The sequence below is a fragment of the Sphingomonas palmae genome, from assembly GCF_900109565.1.
Lineage (GTDB): Bacteria > Pseudomonadota > Alphaproteobacteria > Sphingomonadales > Sphingomonadaceae > Sphingomonas > Sphingomonas palmae.
On sequence record NZ_FNZZ01000004.1, the window covers coordinates 352,153 to 370,934 of the forward strand.

Annotated in this window: 21 protein-coding genes; 5 read left to right on the forward strand and 16 right to left on the reverse strand. The window is 68.5% G+C overall.

Features of this window, described 5'->3' with window-relative positions; translation table 11 throughout:
* Positions 1 to 168: 168 nt before the first annotated feature.
* From metX to BMW51_RS11920, 3 genes are read left to right on the forward strand one after another with little or no spacing between them, the layout of a single operon-like run.
* Positions 169 to 1,290: a homoserine O-acetyltransferase MetX gene (gene metX, locus BMW51_RS11910; RefSeq protein ID WP_093006878.1), complete on the forward strand. Its 1,122-nt coding sequence runs from the start codon at positions 169 to 171 to the stop codon at positions 1,288 to 1,290.
* Positions 1,287 to 1,910, forward strand: coding sequence for a methionine biosynthesis protein MetW (gene metW, locus BMW51_RS11915; protein ID WP_093006647.1), 624 nt, complete (start codon positions 1,287 to 1,289; stop codon positions 1,908 to 1,910). The genes metX and metW overlap by 4 nt, the downstream gene beginning before the upstream one ends.
* 29 nt (positions 1,911 to 1,939) lie before the next feature.
* Positions 1,940 to 2,338: a response regulator gene (locus tag BMW51_RS11920; RefSeq protein WP_093006649.1), complete on the forward strand. Its 399-nt coding sequence runs from the start codon at positions 1,940 to 1,942 to the stop codon at positions 2,336 to 2,338.
* On the opposite strand, the gene BMW51_RS11925 is transcribed toward BMW51_RS11920, so the two are convergent.
* The 6 genes from BMW51_RS11925 to BMW51_RS11950 form a co-directional block, all read right to left on the reverse strand.
* Positions 2,316 to 3,797, reverse strand: a complete 1,482-nt coding sequence (locus tag BMW51_RS11925) for a PAS domain-containing protein (protein ID WP_177171659.1) — start codon at positions 3,795 to 3,797, stop codon at positions 2,316 to 2,318. The genes BMW51_RS11920 and BMW51_RS11925 overlap by 23 nt on opposite strands.
* Positions 3,798 to 3,899: 102 nt before the next feature.
* The gene (gene ssb / locus BMW51_RS11930; protein WP_093006651.1) at positions 3,900 to 4,454 is read right to left on the reverse strand and encodes a single-stranded DNA-binding protein; all 555 of its coding nucleotides are present in this window, start codon (positions 4,452 to 4,454) and stop codon (positions 3,900 to 3,902) included.
* A gap of 10 nt (positions 4,455 to 4,464) precedes the next feature.
* Positions 4,465 to 6,318, reverse strand: coding sequence for a ferrous iron transporter B (gene feoB, locus BMW51_RS11935; RefSeq protein WP_093006653.1), 1,854 nt, complete (start codon positions 6,316 to 6,318; stop codon positions 4,465 to 4,467).
* Between the two features lie 30 nt (positions 6,319 to 6,348).
* Complete coding sequence (locus BMW51_RS11940; protein WP_093006655.1) at positions 6,349 to 6,612, reverse strand: FeoA family protein; 264 nt, start codon at positions 6,610 to 6,612, stop codon at positions 6,349 to 6,351.
* A 51-nt stretch (positions 6,613 to 6,663) separates the two neighbouring features.
* A complete protein-coding gene (locus tag BMW51_RS11945) occupies positions 6,664 to 7,353 on the reverse strand; it encodes a COQ9 family protein (RefSeq protein ID WP_245708464.1) in 690 nt (229 codons plus the stop codon).
* Positions 7,353 to 8,414: a DMT family transporter gene (locus BMW51_RS11950; protein WP_245708466.1), complete on the reverse strand. Its 1,062-nt coding sequence runs from the start codon at positions 8,412 to 8,414 to the stop codon at positions 7,353 to 7,355. The genes BMW51_RS11945 and BMW51_RS11950 overlap by 1 nt, the downstream gene beginning before the upstream one ends.
* 63 nt (positions 8,415 to 8,477) lie before the next feature.
* Between BMW51_RS11950 and BMW51_RS11955 the strand changes: the two genes are divergently transcribed.
* Positions 8,478 to 9,560 carry an alkene reductase gene (locus BMW51_RS11955; protein WP_093006657.1) on the forward strand — a complete coding sequence of 361 codons (1,083 nt, stop codon included), beginning with the start codon at positions 8,478 to 8,480 and terminating at the stop codon, positions 9,558 to 9,560.
* Positions 9,561 to 9,594: 34 nt separating this feature from the next.
* Here BMW51_RS11955 and BMW51_RS11960 read toward each other — a convergent pair whose 3' ends face one another.
* The 9 genes from BMW51_RS11960 to BMW51_RS12000 all read right to left on the reverse strand — a co-directional run bounded on the left by BMW51_RS11960 (position 9,595) and on the right by BMW51_RS12000 (position 17,432).
* Positions 9,595 to 10,098: a hypothetical protein gene (locus tag BMW51_RS11960; RefSeq protein ID WP_143051855.1), complete on the reverse strand. Its 504-nt coding sequence runs from the start codon at positions 10,096 to 10,098 to the stop codon at positions 9,595 to 9,597.
* 12 nt (positions 10,099 to 10,110) lie between these two features.
* Complete coding sequence (gene ribH, locus BMW51_RS11965; RefSeq protein WP_093006661.1) at positions 10,111 to 10,530, reverse strand: 6,7-dimethyl-8-ribityllumazine synthase; 420 nt, start codon at positions 10,528 to 10,530, stop codon at positions 10,111 to 10,113.
* 16 nt (positions 10,531 to 10,546) lie between these two features.
* A complete protein-coding gene (gene ribB / locus BMW51_RS11970) occupies positions 10,547 to 11,677 on the reverse strand; it encodes a 3,4-dihydroxy-2-butanone-4-phosphate synthase (protein WP_093006663.1) in 1,131 nt (376 codons plus the stop codon).
* Complete coding sequence (locus BMW51_RS11975) at positions 11,667 to 12,284, reverse strand: riboflavin synthase (RefSeq protein WP_093006665.1); 618 nt, start codon at positions 12,282 to 12,284, stop codon at positions 11,667 to 11,669. Before BMW51_RS11975 ends, ribB begins: the two co-directional genes overlap by 11 nt.
* 2 nt (positions 12,285 to 12,286) lie before the next feature.
* Positions 12,287 to 13,222 carry a bifunctional diaminohydroxyphosphoribosylaminopyrimidine deaminase/5-amino-6-(5-phosphoribosylamino)uracil reductase RibD gene (ribD, locus tag BMW51_RS11980; RefSeq protein WP_093006885.1) on the reverse strand — a complete coding sequence of 312 codons (936 nt, stop codon included), beginning with the start codon at positions 13,220 to 13,222 and terminating at the stop codon, positions 12,287 to 12,289.
* Between the two features lie 40 nt (positions 13,223 to 13,262).
* Positions 13,263 to 13,658 carry a hypothetical protein gene (locus tag BMW51_RS11985; RefSeq protein ID WP_245708468.1) on the reverse strand — a complete coding sequence of 132 codons (396 nt, stop codon included), beginning with the start codon at positions 13,656 to 13,658 and terminating at the stop codon, positions 13,263 to 13,265.
* Positions 13,649 to 14,998 (reverse strand): glutamate--tRNA ligase, encoded by a 1,350-nt coding sequence (locus tag BMW51_RS11990; protein WP_093006669.1) that lies wholly within the window; start codon positions 14,996 to 14,998, stop codon positions 13,649 to 13,651. The genes BMW51_RS11985 and BMW51_RS11990 overlap by 10 nt, the downstream gene beginning before the upstream one ends.
* Before the next feature lie 40 nt (positions 14,999 to 15,038).
* Positions 15,039 to 15,887, reverse strand: a complete 849-nt coding sequence (locus BMW51_RS11995; RefSeq protein ID WP_093006671.1) for a zinc ribbon domain-containing protein — start codon at positions 15,885 to 15,887, stop codon at positions 15,039 to 15,041.
* Positions 15,888 to 15,986: 99 nt separating this feature from the next.
* Positions 15,987 to 17,432, reverse strand: a complete 1,446-nt coding sequence (locus tag BMW51_RS12000; RefSeq protein ID WP_177171643.1) for a S41 family peptidase — start codon at positions 17,430 to 17,432, stop codon at positions 15,987 to 15,989.
* Positions 17,433 to 17,599: 167 nt separating this feature from the next.
* On the opposite strand from BMW51_RS12000, the gene BMW51_RS12005 reads away from it, so the two are divergent.
* Positions 17,600 to 17,950: a hypothetical protein gene (locus tag BMW51_RS12005; RefSeq protein ID WP_093006673.1), complete on the forward strand. Its 351-nt coding sequence runs from the start codon at positions 17,600 to 17,602 to the stop codon at positions 17,948 to 17,950.
* 29 nt (positions 17,951 to 17,979) lie between these two features.
* On the opposite strand, the gene BMW51_RS12010 is transcribed toward BMW51_RS12005, so the two are convergent.
* Positions 17,980 to 18,411 carry a DUF1810 domain-containing protein gene (locus tag BMW51_RS12010; protein ID WP_093006675.1) on the reverse strand — a complete coding sequence of 144 codons (432 nt, stop codon included), beginning with the start codon at positions 18,409 to 18,411 and terminating at the stop codon, positions 17,980 to 17,982.
* Positions 18,412 to 18,782: the final 371 nt, after the last annotated feature.

Genomic DNA, 18,782 nt, shown 5'->3' on the forward strand with positions numbered 1-18,782 from the left:
GGGTCGGGGAAAGCGTGTCGTTCGCCCCGGGTGCGAGCGTAGGTTTTTATACCGCTGCGGGTTCGATCCGGAGTTCCGTCGCGGGGAGAAACGAACCCCCGCTCAAGCTCGGAAAGGCGGGTGCGATTGCTTGCGAGCGCGCTTGGCGCCGATTATCGCGGACCTTCGATGTCGCTCGCCGCTTCTTCCCACGATCAACGCTTCGGCCTGTCGCGCGTGGCGGTGCTGCCGGGGCCGCTCGCGCTCGACGGTAGCGCGACGCTGTCGCCGCTAGAAATCGCGTATGAGACCTATGGAACGCTCGACGCGGACGCCGGCAACGCGATCCTCGTCTGCCACGCGCTGACCGGCGACCATCACGTCGCCAGCGCCCATCCGCGCACCGGCAAGCCGGGCTGGTGGCAGCGCATGGTTGGGCCAGGCAAGCCGATCGACACCGACCGCTTCTTCGTCGTCTGCGCGAACGTGCTCGGCAGTTGCATGGGATCGTCCGGGCCGGCCTCGATCGACCCCAGGACGGCGCGCGCATGGGGGATGACGTTCCCCGTCATCACGATCCGCGACATGGTGCGCGCGCAAGGCTTGCTGCTCGATTACCTCGGGATCGGGCGGCTGGCGGCGGTGGTCGGTGGATCGATGGGGGGGATGCAGGCGCTAAGCTGGGCGGCGACCTACCCTGAACGGGTGGCGTCGGCGGTGGTGATTGCGTCAACCGCGCGCCATACCGCGCAGAACATCGCCTTTCACGAGGTCGGGCGGCAGGCGGTGATGGCCGATCCGAATTGGCACGGCGGCGATTATTACGGCGGCGAGGCGCCCGCGCGCGGGCTGGCGGTGGCGCGGATGGCGGCGCACATCACCTATCTGTCAGAGGCCGGACTGACCGAGAAGTTCGGGCGCCGGTTGCAGGCGAGGGAGGCGAAGACGTTCGGCTTCGACGCCGATTTCCAGGTCGAGAGCTACCTGCGCCATCAGGGATTGAGCTTTACCGACCGGTTCGATGCGAACTCCTACCTCTATATTACCCGCGCGATGGATTATTACGATCTGGCGGAGGAGCATGGCGGGCGGCTGGCGAATGCGTTCAACGCCGCGACGCGTTTTTGCCTCGTCAGCTTCGACACCGACTGGCTGTACCCGACGGCCGAGTCGCGCGCGATCGTGCAGGCGCTGAACGCCGCGGGCGCGCCGGTCAGCTTCGTCGAACTGTCGAGCCCGTACGGTCACGACGCGTTCCTGCTCGAATCGCCCGAACTCGACCGCATCGTCGCCGGGTTCCTGCGCGCGTGAGCCTGCGGCCCGATCTTTTGATCATCGCTGCCAACGTTGCATCAGGCGCGCGGGTGCTCGATGTCGGGTGCGGGACGGGCGACCTGATGGCCGCGTTGCGCGACCGGTCGGGCGTCGACGCGCGCGGGCTGGAGATCGACGCGGTCAAGGTCGCCGACGCGGTCGCGCGCGGGTTGAGCGTGATCCAGGGCGACGCCGACGTCGATCTGGCGGGCTACCCGGACGCGAGCTTCGACTTCGCGATCCTCAGCCAGACGTTGCAGACCACGCGCGCGCCGCATCTGGTGCTCGACCATCTGCTGCGAATCGGGCGGCGCGCGTTCGTCAGCTTTCCCAATTTCGCGCACTGGCGCGTGCGGCTGTCGCTGCTGTGGGGTGGGCGGATGCCGGTCACGCGGCTGCTGCCGGAACGCTGGTACGACACGCCCAACATCCATCATGTGACGATCGACGATTTCCGCGCCTTTCTGAAGGCCCGCGGCATCGCGGTGGAGCGCGCGTGGTTCCTGTCGGGCGATCAGGAGATCGGCGGATCGGCCGCCAATTTCCTCGCCGAGCACGCGGTGTTCCTGCTTGCCCGGAACCAAGAAGATTGCTCAAGGTTAAGTCAACCAGTCTGAAACCTACGCGAGTCCCGCGCCCAACGCCGATGCCAAAGACCGCGCTCATCGTCGAAGATGAAATCTTCGTGGCCCTCGACCTGGAACGGATCCTGGTCGACGCGGGCTATGAGGTGGGTGCGATCGCCGCCGACAGCGCGCAGGCGCTGGCCGCTGCGCCCGCGTGCTCCTTCGCTTTCGTCGACGTCAATCTGCGCGACGGCCCTACCGGTCCTGTAATCGCGGAGCGGATCGCGCGCGACTACGGCGTCAAGGTGGTGTTCGTCACCGCCAACCCGGGACAGATCGGGGCGGTGCCCGACGCGCTCGGCTACGTGCGCAAGCCGTTCAGCGATCAGGCGATCCTGACCGCGGCAGCGATCGCGGCGGCGGGTGGCGGCGACAATCCGGTTGACGCCGACTTCGTCAGACTGGACCCGATCGGCTGAACGACGCGCGCGGGGCGTTGATCGTCACCGTCAATCCTTCGGGGCGCCAGTTACGCTCGATCGCGCCGCCGAGCTGACGTACCGCCGACATCTCGATCAGCTGCGTACCGAAACCGACGTGGTCGCTCGCGCCATCGAGCGTCGGTCCGCCGGTTTCCACCCACCTCATCCTCACGTCATCGTCCGCCACCTCGACCGCCAGCGTGACCCGGCCCGATCCGTTCGCCAGCGCGCCGTACTTGGTCGCGTTGGTGGCGAGTTCGTGAAAAAGCAGCGCGAGCGGCGTCGCGGCGCGGTCGTCGACCACCAGGTCGCTGCCCGTCACGCTGATCCGCGCACCGTCGGCGGACTGGTAGGGCAGGAACAGCTGGTCGAGCAGCCCGTGCAAACTGTCCTGCGCCATGTGCGGGCGCGACTGCGGGCTGTGCGGGCGAACGAAATCGTGCGCGCGCCCCAGCGCGGTGATCCGCTGGCGCAGGTCGGTCGCGACCGGCGCGAAGCCGGGATGACTGCGCGCGGCGAACTGGATCAACCCGGAGATGACCGAGAAGATGTTCTTGATCCGGTGCGACAATTCCTGGCTGATGATCTCGCGCTGTTCGAGTGCCAGCTTCTGCTCGTGGATGTCGGTGCAGGTGCCGAACCAGCGCGTGATGCGGCCGGCACCGTCACGGATCGGCAGCGCACGGCCCAGCACCCAGCGGTAGTCGCCGCCGACGTGACGCAGGCGGTACTCGATCTGGTACGGCTCGCCCGTGTCGAGCGAGTGCTGCCACACCGCCCAGGCACGCTCCTGATCGTCGGGGTGGAACATCCCGTTCCACTCGTCGCCGTCGGTCGACCCATCGGGCATGCCGGTGAACTCGTACCAGCGTGCATTGTAATAATCATGATAACCATCGGGCAGGGTCGACCAGACCATCTGCGGCATGGTGTCGGCGAGCGTGCGGAAGCGCGTCTCGCTGTCGAGTGCGGCACGCCGGGCATCATTCTCCGCCGCGCGCCAAGCCGCACCCTCACGCGAGTCGCGCAGCCGTGCGAGCACGTTGGCGGCGAGCACCACCAGCCCTTCGTGCTGGAGCGGGGTGAGTCCGCCGGGACGTGGTGCCATATCGAGCACGCAGAGCGCGCCGAGCGGGATACCGTCGTCGCTGACCAGCGGTGCGCCGGCGTAGAAGCGTGCGCCCGGATCGATCAGCAGGGGATTGCGCACGAACCGCGGGTCGAGCGTCAGGTCGGGCACAACCATCACGTCGCTGCCCCACATCGCGTGCGCACAGAACGACTGATCGCGCGGCGTGCCGGTCATGTTGGTCCCGGTCGACGACAAAAACGACTGCCGCGTTTCCTCCACCAGGCTGACCAGCGCGACCGGCGCCTCGCACAACCGCGCGGCGAAGTCGGTGATCTGCTTCAGCGCGGGCGAGTTGCGCAGCAGATCGAGTTCGTACGCCTCCAGCGCGGCCGCGCGCCGTGCCTCGTCGACGTGCCAGCCGGCCGCCGCGGGAACGCCCGGCGCATCGGGCGTGCCCGCACCATCTGATACGATCGGGTCGGTCACTTAGAACGGGACGTCGTCGTCGAGGTCGTCCGCGTATCCGCCGCCGAAATTGCCCGAGCTGCCACCCGACGAGCCGCCGCGCGTGCCACCTGAGCCGCCACCGAAGCCGCCGCCGCCGCGCGACCCGCCACCACGGCTGCCGCCGCCGAAATCGTCGCCGCCGCCGAAGTCGTCGCGACCCCCGCCGCCGCTGCTATTGCCGCCCGGACCGTCGAGCATCGTCAGCGTGGCACCGGGACCCTGCAGCACGATCTCGGTCGAGTAGCGGTCCTGACCCTGCTGATCCTGCCATTTGCGGGTCTGCAACTGACCCTCGATATAAACCTTCGAACCCTTGCGCAGATAGCGCTCGGCCACGCCGGCCAGCCCTTCGCCGAAGATCGCGACCGAATGCCACTCGGTGCGTTCCTTCTTCTCGCCGGTGCTGCGATCCTTCCACGATTCGGACGTGGCGATGCGCAGGTTCACCACCTTGCCGCCGTTCTGGAACGAGCGCGATTCGGGATCGCGCCCGAGGTTGCCGACGATGATGACCTTGTTGACGCTGCCTGCCATTCCTGCCTCTTCAAAGGCCGACGGCGACCGCCAGCCAATAGGTGATACCCGCCATCACGTACGCGGCGGCGAACAGATAGCCTACCATGAACAGCGGCCACTTCCATCCATTCGTCTCGCGCCGCGTCACCGCGATCGTCGAGATGCACTGCGGTGCGAACACGAACCACATCAGGAACGCGAGCGCGGTCGGCAGGGTCCAGCGATGGCGCAGATTCTCGACGATGGTACGCTCGCCCCTGGCATCCTCGGGATCGTCGACCGCGTAGACGGTGCCGATCGCCGCCACCGCGACCTCGCGCGCCGCCATCGCCGGGATCAGCGCCAGCGCGATGTCGCGGTTGAACCCAATCGGGCGCACCGCAACCTCGATCCCGTTAGCGATGCGGCCCGCGACCGAGTAATTGACCTGGCTCTGCCCCTCGGGTGCCTTGGGGAAGGACAAGAGCGCCCACAGGATCACGGTCGTGAGCGCGATGGTGGTGCCCGCGCGCTTGAGGAAGATGTAGGCGCGCTGCCACAGCCCGATCGCGACGTCGCGAAAACGCGGCATCTGATACTTGGGCATCTCCATCATGAAGCCCGACGATGCACCCTGCGTGACCGTGCGCCGCAGCACCAAAGCGGCGATAAACGCGCCCAAAATGCCGAGCAGGTAGAGCACCAGCAGCACCAGCCCCTGCAACCCGACGAACCCCGCCACCCGCGTGTTGGGGATGAACGCGCCGATGATGATCGTGTAGACCGGCAATCGCGCGGAACAGGTCATCAGCGGCGCGATCAGGATCGTGGTCAGTCGGTCCTTTTCATCATCGATCGTGCGCGTCGCCATGATGCCCGGCACCGCGCAGGCGAAGGAGGAGAGGAGCGGGATGAACGCGCGCCCCGACAGGCCGACGCGGCTCATCATCCGGTCCATCAGGAACGCCGCGCGCACCATGTAGCCCGACGCCTCCAGCACCAGGATGAAGGCGAAGAGTATCAGGATTTGCGGCAGGAACACGACCACCGCGCCAACGCCTGCGATCACGCCGTCGGTGAGGAGCGAGCGCAGGAAGCCGTCGGGCATCATAGTCTTGATCGCGTTGTCCGCGGCCGCGAACGCGCCCTCGATCCATCCGACCGGCGCCTCCGACCAGGTGAACACCGCCTGGAACATGACGAACAGCAGGGCGACGAGCAGCACGGGGCCAATGACCGGGTGGAGCGCGACCGCGTCGAGCGCGTGGTTCCAGCGCCTGACCGGCGTCTCGCTGACGGTCGCGGCGTTCGCGATCTGGCGCGCGCGGCGTTGCAGCACGCCGATCTCCTCGGGCACCGGGTCTACGGAAGCGCGTGCGGGCACGCGCTGGCCGAGTAGGGTGCCGAGCTGCGCCTTGAGCACGTCGATCCCGCGGCGCCGCACCGCGACGGTCGGCACGACGGGCACGCCCAGTTCGCGCGCGAGCACGTCCGGGTCGAGCGTCAGCCCGTCACGCTCGGCCAGATCGACCATGTTGAGCGCGACCACGACGGGCAGCTTCAACGCGATCAGCTGGAGCGCGAAGCGCAGGTGATTGTCGAGGTTGGAGGCGTCGACCACCACGATCATCGCGTCGGGCCGGCGCTCGAACCCGCCGCGCCCGGTCACGACATCGACCGTCACGCGCTCGTCGGCGGAGGCAGGGTCGAGGCTGTAGGTGCCGGGCAGGTCGACCAGCTCGACCGGGCGGCCGTCGTTGAGCGACAGGCGACCCGAGTGACGCTCGACCGTGACGCCGGGGTAATTGCCGACCTTCTGCCGCGCGCCGGTCAGCGCGTTGAACAGCGCGCTCTTGCCGGCATTGGGGTTGCCGACCATCGCGACCAGCGGTGAGGCATGCATGTCAGCCGGCGTGTGCGATGACGGCGATGATCACTCGGCCGGCAGCGGATCGACCGACACGCGGACCGCACCTGCGACCGCGCGGCGCAGCGCGACCGTCATGCGCCCGATCCGGCAGGCGATCGGCCCGCCGCCGAAACGCGCACGGTGGAGCACCTCGATCGCGACGCCCGCGTCGAACCCCAGTTCGCGCAGCCGCCGCGCCTCGGGAACGGCGAGCCGCGTCCACTCGATCGAATCAACGGTCGCGGCCTGGTGGCGCGGGAGGGTTTCGAGGTTGAGCGGCGCGGTCACCTGATCTGTATAAGCCGCCTGCGAGTGATTATCAATAACTCACGTCGCCGATCATGCGACCGGGTAGCGCAACCGTCCGACGAAGCGCGACAGGCTGGGGCGGTAGCGGGTGCGCTGTGCGGCGCCCGCCTTCGCCTTCTCGATCGCCATGATGTTGTCGATCCGGCGCGACAGGAACGCGCGCGTCTCCGCATGACCCTCGCTGTCGTCGTCGAGGAAGACGGTGATCGTCGCCGCGTAGGTGGCGAGCAGCATCGCGCGCTTGGTATAGTGGTTGTAATCGGTCGCGGTGTCGCCCGCGAGCCGCCACATCCGATCGGCGCTGCGCCAGCCGAGGCGCGCGGCGCGCGCGACGTTGGTCGGCAGCGCGAGGATCGCGATCGCGCGACGCAGCGACTCGCGATCGGGCGACAGGATGTCGAGCCGCGTCTCGATCAGCGCGGTGATGCGCTGGCGAATCTTTATGGCCGCGAGCGCGTCGGCGGGCAGGCGCGCCGCCATCTCGGCGTCGACGTTGTCGAACCAGGCGTCGATCATCGCCGGCGCGCCATCCTCGAACGCCAGTTTAGCCACGTCGCGGTCGATGCCGGCACCTTCGGCGGCGTAGTCGCGTGCCTCGTCGCCCCAGCCGTCGAACGCGGCGTTGCTGGCGATCGCGGGGGCCAGCTGCTGCCGGACCTCGTCGAGCGTCAGGTCGGCGGGGTCGTGCGCTGCTGCATTGTCGGCCATCGTATCCGTCATCACCGCTCCTCGTGTCCCGTGCGCGCCGCCGCCGTTTTCTCTACTTGGGGGCTGCGACGCACCAGCACCAGCGCCGCCGCGACCATCGCGGCGCCGAACAGGTCGGGGCCGCCCAGCGCCTCGCCGTAGACGACCCAGCCGATCGTCGCCGCCACCATCGGCTGGATCAGCAGCGCGAGCCCGATGATCAGCGGGCTCAACTTGCCCAATGCGTAGATCATGCAGCCTTGCCCCAGCACCTGGCTGACCAGCGCCAGCCCGATCAGTGGCCACCAGTCACCCGGCACCACGCGCTCGCCCATCGCCAGCGCGATGACGAGCAGCGGTACGAGCGCGGCGAGCGACGACAGCGCGAGCGCGGGCCACGGCGCCATCGTGCGGCGCACGCCTGCCATGAAGACGAAATAGATCGCGTAGAGCACGCCTGCGAGCACGCAGAGCAGGTCGCCGACCAGATGCCGCGGATCGAGCTGGTACGATCGCCCCATCAGCAACCCCGCGCCGAGCGCGGCGAGCAGCAGCGCGACGCCTTGCGTCCGCGAGGGCCAGGCGCGCGCGACGACGAAGCCGTAGATGGGAAAGATGAAGGTAGCTGAATTGCCGAACAGCGTCGCGTTGGCGAGCGTCGTCTGCAGGATGCCGACGTGCCAGCTGCCCAGATCCATCGCGAAGGCGACGCCCGCGAGCGCGAGCAATACCCACAGCTTGCCTGGCAGTCGCAGCGCCGAGGCGCGCGTGCCGCTCAGCAGCGCGAGCACGATGATCAGCGGCAAGGCCAGCGCCATCCGCCAGAAGGCGGCGGCGACCGGCCCGGTGTCGGCCAGCCGCACGAACCACGGCCCGAACGCGAGCGCGACGTTGGCGACAACAACCGCGAGCAGCGGCAGCGCCGCCGCGCCTTCGCCCGCGTGGCCGCTCTTGCCGTTACCGAGCGGCATCGGACCTGGGATCGGGATCGGCACCGCGTCGTCGCGGGCGTCCGTGACGGCGTGCGGAACCTCGCCGCGGTCGAGCGCGCTTGGCGGCGGCGAAGCATTTCTTGGGTGCGCGCTCTGGTGCATGGCGCCCCTTAGCGTCCTATGTGTGCGGCGTCAGGTAGCTGAATGAAACGGAAAGGCCTCTAAATGCCCAGCCTGTTCGACCCCATTACCCTCGGCGCGATCGAAGCGCCAAACCGCATCCTCATGGCGCCGCTGACCCGCTCGCGCGCGACCAAGGATCACGTGCCGACCGATCTGATGATCGAATACTATCGCCAGCGCGCATCCGCCGGGCTGATCATCTCGGAAGCGACCGGGATCAGCCGGCAGGGGCTCGGCTGGCCGAGCACGCCGGGCTTGTGGAGCGAGGAGCAGGTCGAGGCGTGGAAGCCGGTGACCGCGGCGGTGCACGAGGCGGGTGGGCGCATCGTCGCGCAATTGTGGCACATGGGCCGGCTCGCGCGCCCCGACGTCAACGGGCTGGAGCCGGTGTCGTCCTCCACGAAGCGCGCGCCGTATCACGATCCCGATCCGGCGAAGAACCCGTACGGCACACCGCGCGCGCTGAGCGTGGACGAGATCCGCTCGACGCTGGACGATTACGCCGCCGCGGCGCGCAACGCGATTGCGGCCGGGTTCGATGGCGTGCAGATCCACGGCGCCAACGGCTACCTGATCGACCAATTCCTGCGCGACAACACCAACGATCGCGAGGATGACTATGGCGGCTCGCCGGAGAACCGCATCCGCCTGATGCGCGAAGTGACCGAGCGCGTCATCGCCGAGGTCGGCGCGGGCCGCACCTCGATCCGCCTGTCGCCCAACGGCGAGACGCAGGGCGCGGACGACAGCAACCCGGAAGCCGTGTTCGTGCCCGCCGCAAAGGCGCTGAACGACCTCGGCATCGGCTTCCTCGAACTGCGCGAGGTCGGACCCGAGGGCACGTTCGGCACCACCGACGTGCCAAAGCTGAGCCCGAAGATTCGCGAGGCGTTTACCGGCCCGCTGGTGCTCAATCAGGATTACACGCAGGAAGCGGGGCAGCGCGACCTCGATACAGGCGTGGCCGACGCGATCGCCTGGGGGCGGCTGTGGATCGCCAATCCCGATTTGGTCGAGCGGTTCCGCACTGGCGCAGGCTTCAACAAGCCCAACCCGAAGACCTTCTACACGCCCGGACCCGAAGGCTACGTCGATTATCCCGCGCTGGAGCGCGCGGACGCGTGATCGGACTGCCCCGTCGCCGATGCGGCGGGGCACGTCACGCCGGATCGGTGTAGCGATCGATCAGCGACGTGACGGCGGTGCGCACGCGCTCGCGTACCTTCGGATTGAACGCGACCGCGGCGAGCATGACCAGCAGCGGAAAGCTCGACCAGGCGAGCATCAGCAGCAATGCCGGTGTGACGATGAGAAGCACCAGCGCGGCAAAGGCCGCCGCGCGGACGATCTTCGCGCGCGCCGGATCGAGCGTCACCGTGCGCGGCGCGCGGTTATCGTAGAAGGGGCGGGTCGTGACGCTGACGGTGCCGTCGAAGCGGGTAGCACGCGGCAACGCGCCGGCTTTCGGTGCTGAGCTGGTGCGTGGGCTGGTCACTCGGCCGACAACCTGATCCAGCATCAGCAGCGCGTCTTTACCCGTCACGTTGAGGGACGACGTGGCGCGCCCGGAGCGTGGCCTGCCGCCGATCGGCTGCCCGGTCGCAGTATCGATCACTTCCAGCCGCCGCCCACGCTCCACGACGCGGAAGCGGGTGGGCGGCATGTCCATCGCTCGTCAGCCGAGCCGCGACTTGAGGTCGAACATCGCGAGCGCCGCCTTGGCCGCACCGCCGCCCTTGTCGAGCTGTGCCGGATCGGCGCGGGTAATCGCCTGTGCTTCGTTTTCGGTCGTCAGAATACCGTTGCCGATCGGTATCCCGTCCATCGTCAGCGCCATGATCCCGCGCGCGCTCTCGTTCGAGACGATCTCGAAATGATAGGTCTCGCCGCGGATCACGACGCCCAGTGCGACGAACCCGTCGTAGCGTCCCGTTTCCGCCGCCATCGCAATCGCGCCGGGTACCTCGAGAGCGCCGGGCACGGTCACGACCTCGGATGAGTGGCCGGCCTGCTTGAGCGCAGCCTCGGCGCCCGCGACCAGCATGTCGTTCAGGTGATCGTAGAACCGCGCCTCGACAATGAGGAAATGCGCCATACCGTCAGCCTCCAGCTCAGTCGATCTTGCGCTCGCCGACGATCGACAAGCCGTAGCCATCAAGCCCGACCAGCGTGTGGTGCGTGTTGGTGAGCAGCACCATGTCGTGGACGCCCAATTCGGCGAGGATCATCGCGCCGACGCCGTAGTCGCGCAACTCCTCCATCTCGACCTCGACCGGCTCGCCGACCTTCATCTTGACCGCGGTGGTGAAGGCGTCGGCACGGTGGCGGTTGATGACGATGATGACGCCGGCACCTTCCTCCGCGATCAGCTCCATCGAGCGCGACAGCAGCCGCGCGCGGTCGCTGTCCTCGCCGAACATGTCGGCGAAGGGTGACAGCGCGTGCATCCGCACCAGCGTCGGCTTCTTCGGATCGACGCGGCCTTTCACCAGCGCGATCTGCTCGGTGCCCGTCGCCTTGTTGCGGTACGCGCGCACGGTCCAGTCGCCGCCCCAGCGGCTCTTGAACGGTGCCTCGCTCGCCAGTTCGACCAGATGGTCGTGGCGGCGGCGGTAGGCGATCAGGTCGCGGATCGTGCCGATCTTGAGATTGTGGAGTTGCGCGAACGACACGAGGTCGTCCATCCGCGCCATCGTCCCGTCCTCGTTCATGATCTCGCAGATCACGCCCGAGGGGTTCAATCCGGCCAGCCGCGACACGTCGACCGCGGCCTCGGTGTGCCCGGCACGCACCAGCACGCCGCCGTCACGCGCGACCAGCGGAAAGACGTGGCCGGGCGTCACGATGTCGGTCTTGTCCTTGGTCGCGTCGATCGCGACTGCGATCGTGCAGGCGCGGTCGGCGGCCGAGATGCCCGTCGTCACGCCCTCGCGCGCCTCGATCGAGACGGTGAAGGCAGTCTCGTGCCGGGTGCCATTGTTGCGGCTCATCAGTTCGAGCCCGAGCGTCTCGACCCGCGACTTGGTCATGGCGAGGCAGATCAGCCCGCGGCCGTGGCGCGCCATGAAGTTGATCTTCTCGGGCGTCGCCATCTGAGCCGGGATGACAAGATCGCCCTCGTTCTCGCGATCCTCGTCGTCAACCAGGATGAACATGCGCCCGTTGCGCGCCTCGTCGATGATCTCTTCCGGGCTCGAGAGGTAACCGTGCCGCAGGCGGGCGAGTTCGGGGTTAGCGGCCACGGTAATGCTCCATCCGTTGGAGATAGCGGGCGAGGACGTCGATCTCGATGTTGACCGACTGCCCCGCGGCGAGCTTGCCCAGCGTCGTCACCGCCTGCGTGTGCGGGATCAGGTTGATCGTGAAGGTGGAGCCGTCGCTCGCGTCCTCGACCGTGTTGACGGTCAGCGAGACGCCGTCAACCGTCACCGATCCCTTGGGTGCGAGGAACGGCGCGAGATCGGCCGGCACGCGGATGGCGATACGGCGCGAGTCGCCGTCGGGCGTCACGTCGGTCACCTCGGCGACGCCGTCGACGTGACCGGTGACGATATGCCCGCCCAGTTCGTCGCCCAGCTTCATCGCGCGCTCGAGGTTGAGCGCCGCGCCCTCGATCCACTGGCCTTGCGCGGTGCGGCTGATCGTCTCGCCCGAGACGTCGACCGCGAACCAGTGGCGGCCCGCGTCCTGTCCCTTGTCGACCACGGTCAGGCAGACGCCCGAGCAGGCGATCGACGCACCCAGGTCGACGGTGTCGGTGTCGTAGGCGGTGGTGATGGTCAGGCGCGTGTCGCCGCCGCGCGTCACGCGCTCGACCGTGCCGATGTCGGAGATGATGCCGGTAAACATGATCAACCGCGCTCGTAGACCTCGAGGCGGTCGCTGCCAAGCGCACGCGCGTCGGTGAGCCGCCAGCGCCCGTGCGCGTGCATCAGGTCGGTGAGCCCGATGTCGGGGAGCGTGCGTCCGCCCCCCACAATCACGGGCGCGCGGTAGAGCAGCAGCCGGTCGACCAGATCGGCGGCGAGGAACGCCGCGGCGGTGCGCGCGCCCCCCTCGATCAGCAGGTGGTCACCGGTGAGACCGGCGATCTCGGCCGGCCGCGCGATCGTTCGCACGCCGTCGATCGACTGTGACGACAGCACGACGCGCTCGGGCGAACGCTGCTCGAGGCCGGGCAGCCGCACGTCGAGCTGCGGACGGTCCGCCTCCCACGTGCCGCGACCGACCAGGATCGCCTCGTGCCGCGCGCGTTCGATATGCGCGTGCGCGCGCGCCTCCGCCCCCGTGATCCACTGGCTGCGACCATCCGCCATCGCCGCGGCGCCGTCGAGCGACAGCGCGAGCTTGAGCGTGACGAAGGGCCGCGCGTGGGAACGGCGGGTGGTGAAGCCGGCCATCACGCGCGCTGCGTCATGTTCGCGCACGCCGGTGTCGACGACGATCCCGGCGGCGCGGAGGCGGTCGATGCCTTGCCCGTTGGTGCGCGGATCGGGATCGCGGTGCGAGACGACCACGCGCGCGACACCGGCGGCGACGAGCAGATCGCTGCACGCCGGCCCCCGCGACGACACATGCGCGCATGGTTCCAGCGTGACGTACGCGGTCGCGCCGGCGGCACGCGCTCCCGCCTGTTCCAGCGCCATCGCCTCGGCATGCGGACGTCCGCCCGCCTGCGTCCAGCCTCGCGCGACCACCACGTTATCTGCGACAATCACGCAGCCGACATTGGGATTGGGCGCGGTCAGCCCGCGCGTCCGCTCGGCGAGCGCGAGGCTTGCGCCCATCCAGCGCGCGTCGTCGGCGGACGGGCGGGTCACGTGTCGGTCAGAGGCCGAGGCGGTTCATCGCGTCGTCCATCTTCTTGAACGATTGCCGCAACTTCTCCTCGCGCGCGGCCTGCTTCGCCCTGGCAGCGTCGATCGCCGGCTGATCGATCTTTTGCTGCGCGATGATCTGCGCGTCCGTGCGATCGAGGCGATATTGCTGCACGTAGATGATGTTGGGCTTGTACTCCTTCTCAAAGTACGAGTCGTGCGCGAAGGCCCAGATCAGCGTGCTGGTGATCACCACCGCGAGCACGAGGAACCACAATTCGTACGGCTGCCGCTGATTGAGGAAGAAGCGGAGATCGCGGTACGCGCGCACCGGGGACATGCGGCTGAAGAATTGCATCTCCCTGATATAGGACGTGCGCCCGGCGGCTGCGAGTCCTACCCGCACGCTGCCGCCTCCAGCCGCTCGACCGCGCGCGCCTGCCCGATCAGCGGCAGCAGCGCCGCCATGTCGGGGCCGTGATCGCGCCCGGTCAGCGCGCGGCGAAGCGGCAGGAACAGCGCCTTGCCCTTGCGCCCCGCCTCCGCCTTCAATCGGTTGGTCAGCGTGTGCCAGGGATCGCCAGACCAATCGATCTCGTGCGCCACGGCCGCGGCCTGTGCGAGATAGTCGGCGTCCTCGCCCGCGGGCACCGCCTCGATCGGCCCCTCAACGACGTGCCACCAGTCGGCCGCCTCTGCCACCGTGTGGAGGTTGGGGCGCACCGCTTCCCAGCCGCCTGCGTCCATGCCGGCGGGCAGGCGATCGGCTACGCCCGCGAACGGAAGCTGGTGAACGACGCGTGCGTTGACCTGTGCAAGCTCGACTTCGTCGAAGCGCGCGGGGGCACGGCCGAAATGCGCGAAGTCGAACGCCTCGATCAGCGGCGCGGGGTCGATCACCGGCTCCACGGGATCGCTGGTGCCGAGCCGGGCGAGCAGCGAGACGATCGCGGCCGGCTCGATCCCGCTCTCGCGCAGTTCGTCCACGCCGAGCGCGCCGAGCCGTTTCGACAGCTTCCCCTCGGCACCGGTCAGCAACGCCTCGTGCGCGAAGCGCGGACGCGCTGCCCTCATCGCGTCGAACATCTGCAGCTGTAGCGCGGTGTTCGACACGTGATCCTCGCCGCGCACGACGTGGGTCACGCCCATGTCGACGTCGTCGATCGCACTCGGCAACAGGTAAAGCCATGATCCGTCGGCACGGCGGATGACGGGATCGCTCAACTGCGCCGGATCGAACGACTGCGCCCCGCGGATCAGATCGTCCCACTTGATCGGTGCGGCGTGATCGAGACGGAAACGCCAGTGCGGGCGCGTGCCTTCCTCGGCGTAGCGCGCGTGATCGGCCTCGGTGAGCGAGAGCGCCGCACGGTCGTAGATCGGCGGCAGCCCGCGCCCGCGCGCGATCTTGCGCTTCAGGTCCAGTTCCTGAGCACTCTCGTACGCCGGATAGATGCGACCGGTGCTGCGCAGTTCCTCGAACACCGCCTCGTAGCGGTCGAAGCGCGCCGACTGCCGCTCCTCGTGATCGGGATGGAGCCCGAGCCAGGCGAGATCGGCGCGGATCGCGTCGACGAAGCGCTCCTCGCTGCGCGCGGCGTCGGTGTCGTCGATGCGCAGGATGAAGCGGCCGCCGTGCTTCCTCGCCCACATCCAATTGTGCAGTGCCGCGCGCACGTTGCCGACGTGGAGCCGACCGGTGGGCGAGGGTGCGAAGCGGGTGACGACAGTTGAGGCAGCGGTCATCGCGTCGCCCTAGGCGAGCGTGGGAACAGGCTCAACCGCGTCAGATGCGGCAGCCGAGCAGCACCGTCGTCGCCGCCTGCCGCCTGACCGACGCGCACCGCAGCCGCACCACCGATCCGCTGGCGAGCAGGTCGATCGCGTCATCCTGTCCGCGCGCCAGATCGGCGACGACGATGCCGCCGCGGCGATACCCCTCCAAGCTGATCGCCGGAGGCGAGTCGGACAGGAGCCCGATCACGGTGCCGCGAACGGTGACGGGGCCGGGAAACTCGGCAAAGGCGCGCTCGGGATCGTCGTTGAAGGCGGCATCGATCGCGGCGGCGGGGATCGCGGCCTCCCCGTTCGGGTCGAGCGACGCGGGTGAGCCGATCTCGTCGCCGGTCTGCGCGAGTTCGAGCGTGGGCGACGGCGTGGGGGTAGGCGTCGGTTCGGGCGTGGGGATCGCCGCGACCTCGGTCGGCTCGGCGCTCGGCGCGTCGGCGGGCTCGCTGGCGTTCATCCCGACTTCGGCAACGGGCCGGATGCCCTCGCGCTGCTGCCAGAACACGACGCCGAGCACCGCGACCGCGACGAGCGCGAGGATGACGAGCAGCCGCGTACCGGTGCCGCCGCCGTGATCGTCGTCCTCGTCTTCGTCCCGGTCAGTGGCGCGATCACCCTGCGGCGGCGGCACGGGTATCGTGCGCTGAGGCTGTCGCGGGTCGGGGCCGAAGTGCAGCCCTTCTGGCGGCAGGTCATGCGCGGGGGGCGATGCACGCGGTGTCGCCCGCTCGCGCTCACCGCGCTCGGGCGTCGCGCCCTCATCGGCGTGAGGGACGGGCGATCCGCAGCGCGGGCAGAAGCGTGCGGCGTCGGGCAGGCGCGCGCCGCACTGGGTACAGAATGCCATCGCTCGCCTCCTCCGTGCCGATCGTTCAACCAGCGCCTAGCCCAGCCGCGCGCAACGGAACAGGGCGGGTCGAAACCGGCAGCGTCAGGCCAGGTCGCCTCAGAACAATCCGGGCGTCTCGCGCTGCGCGGTCGTGGGTCGCGCGGGGCTCAGCAGCTCGCGCGATTGCGCGAACGGCGTTGCGGTCCGCTCCAGCGAGGCGGTGGCGCCGATCCGCGTGCAACCGCGACCTTCGATGAAGTCGAGCGCGGCGCGCGTCGACGCCTCGCGCGGGTCGCCGAGCGGATAGGTCGAATCGTCCACCGCCTGGCACGACGCCTCCACCTTGGTCGCGAGCCCGTCGTAATAATCGCCCTGCTTCGCCGCATTCTGCAGCGCGAAGGCGATGACGCGCAGCCGGTCGTCGCACTGCGACCGGTCGAGCGCGATCTGCCCCACCGGCTTGCCGTAGGTGTTGCTGCCGACCAGCGCGACATTGGCGTGCAGGTACGGGATCATCGCGTTGATGACGTACTCGCTCGCCGAGGCGGTGCCGCCGGTGCCGATGAACGCGATCTTGGTCGGGGTGATCGTCTGCGGCTGCTGCGCGAAATAGGCCACCTCGTTGTTCGACGACTTCGACGGACGAAAGGTGGTGTAGCTCTGCACGTCACTGGTCGAGCGCCCGCCGCCGAGCAGGTTGGTGAACAATTCCGCGATCGAGATCAGCCCGCCGCCGTTGTAGCGCAGGTCGACGATGACGTTGGTGATGCCCGCGTCGCGGAACTGCTGAAACGCGCTGCGCAGCCCGGGATCGGCGGTGTTGATGAAGGTGCGCAGGTTGACGTAGCCGACGCGCTGGCCGTTGTCGGTGATGATCTTGGCACCGTAGCGCGAGGATACCGGCGTCAGCGTGTAATCGGCCTTGGTCAGCGTGACGGTCCGCGTGCCCGCCGCATCGTTGACGCGCAGCACGCGCGTCGTGCCCGCGGTGTCCGGGCCGAGCGCGTCGACCACGCCCTGCGTTCCCGAGGCGGCGATGATGTCGCTGGTGGTGCGCAGATTGTCAGCACTGGTGCCGATCGCCACGATCTCGGTACCGCGGTCGAGCCCGGCGGCGAGCGCCGGCGCGCCCTCGAACGCCTCGATGATGCCGACGCGGCGATTGGTCGTGTCATAGCCCAGCCGGACACCGAAGCCGCCGCTGGTGGTGCCCGAATTGTAATAGGCATTCTCCTCGGCGATCGAGGTCAGATAGGTGAAATAGCGATCCTTGCGCTGCGCCCGCGCGGTCGCGGTCAGCGCGTCGATATAGGCGTCGACGCTGGAATAGGGTGCCGGGTCGAGCGAGGCCGGCAGCGTGTCGGGGAACAGGTACCATTCGTTCAACTGCGCGAAGGCCCAGTTCTGCCGGTCGCGAAGCGAGCAGCCCGCCGCGGCGGTGGTCGGCGTGGGCGTTGGGGTCGGCGCCGCACCCGTCGCCGCGCCCGATCCGCCGCCACCGCCGCCACAGGAGGCGAGCAGCGCCGTGCCCGCCAGCAAACCGGAAAAACGCCCGTACCGCATCAACCCGCTCCACCTGCCCGAGCCAGCTCGCCCGAGATTATTTTGCACGTGTAACGCGTTCAAAAGACGCCGTCATTCGCGAAAGTTGCCGGTTCGGCACCGATTCTGGTTGGATCCGTGCGCCGGGAACGATCGTTCGGTGGCCGGAAAGGGAGTTTTCGAAAACAATGACGATCCGCCGCTTCGCCTTCGTGGCCCCCATCCTGCTCGCCGCGTGCGGTCAGCCCACCACGGCGACGGTCAACGCGACCGACCCCGCGGTGTCGAACAGCGATGCCAGCGCGACCAACACCGCCGACGCAATCGCCTCGCTCAACGAGGCGCAGCGCAACGCGGTGCTGTTCCGCGCGATCCGCGACGGCAACGAGGCGTGCCAGGAGATCACCGGCGCGACCGCGACCCAGTCGCTCGACAACAAGCCGGCGTGGCTGGTCACGTGCGACAAGCAGCAGCAATATACCGTCGTGCTGCGCAATGGCGACACGGCGCTGGTCACCCCGGTCACGACGCAGAACTGATCGTCGGCGTTGGTCGGGCGCGGCGTCGCTCAGCGCCCGATCAGCCGCAGCGTTGCCTGGTCCGGTTCGGGGAAGAAGGCGGCGAGCGTCTGCGCGACGATCGGTGCTGCGCCCGCGGCATCGAACAGCGTCAGTGATGAACGCAGCTTCACCGCGTCGATCTCGCCCATAATGTCGCGCGCGTCGCGTCCCCGATGTCGCAGCAGCGCGGTGCAGCAGGCGAGGTAGCGCGGGCCGAGCAGCGGGTGCGCAAGATAGGCCTGCGACTCGGACAGGTCATGGATGGCGTAGCGGATCGCCGTAGGGCTGTGGCCCAGCCCGGCGATCTGCGGGAAGATGAACCACATCCAGTGGCTCTGCTTGTGGCCCGCGGTCAGCTCGGCGAGCGCGCGACCGTAGCTGTCCGCTTGCGCGGCGATGAAGCGATCGAGATCAGCGGGGGCTTTGCGAGCATCTTGCATGGCGGCATCAACGCGGAGTCCGCCTGAGTGGTGCCGCGATCAGGCGACCGCAGCACCAGCGTAGTGCCAGAGTAGCAGTGCTGTCGTAACGAAGCCGAACGATCCGATGACGAGCGGATGCGCGGACAGGCGATGAAGGGTGATCACCTCCGTTCCGTCATGCGATCGGCGAGACGGGAACGGCGGCGCCGATCATCAGCGCGGCGACCGAGAAGGCGGCGACGAGCGCGAAAGCCTGGCGACCGAGTGCGTCGAAGGTGCGGATCATGGTGGTAACTCCTGCTGGTCGATTGGCCGATCCGATCGATGCAGGGGGTCTTGCAGCTCGCGTGCCAATTGCACGTTTTACGTCTAAACAGTGACTTAGCGCG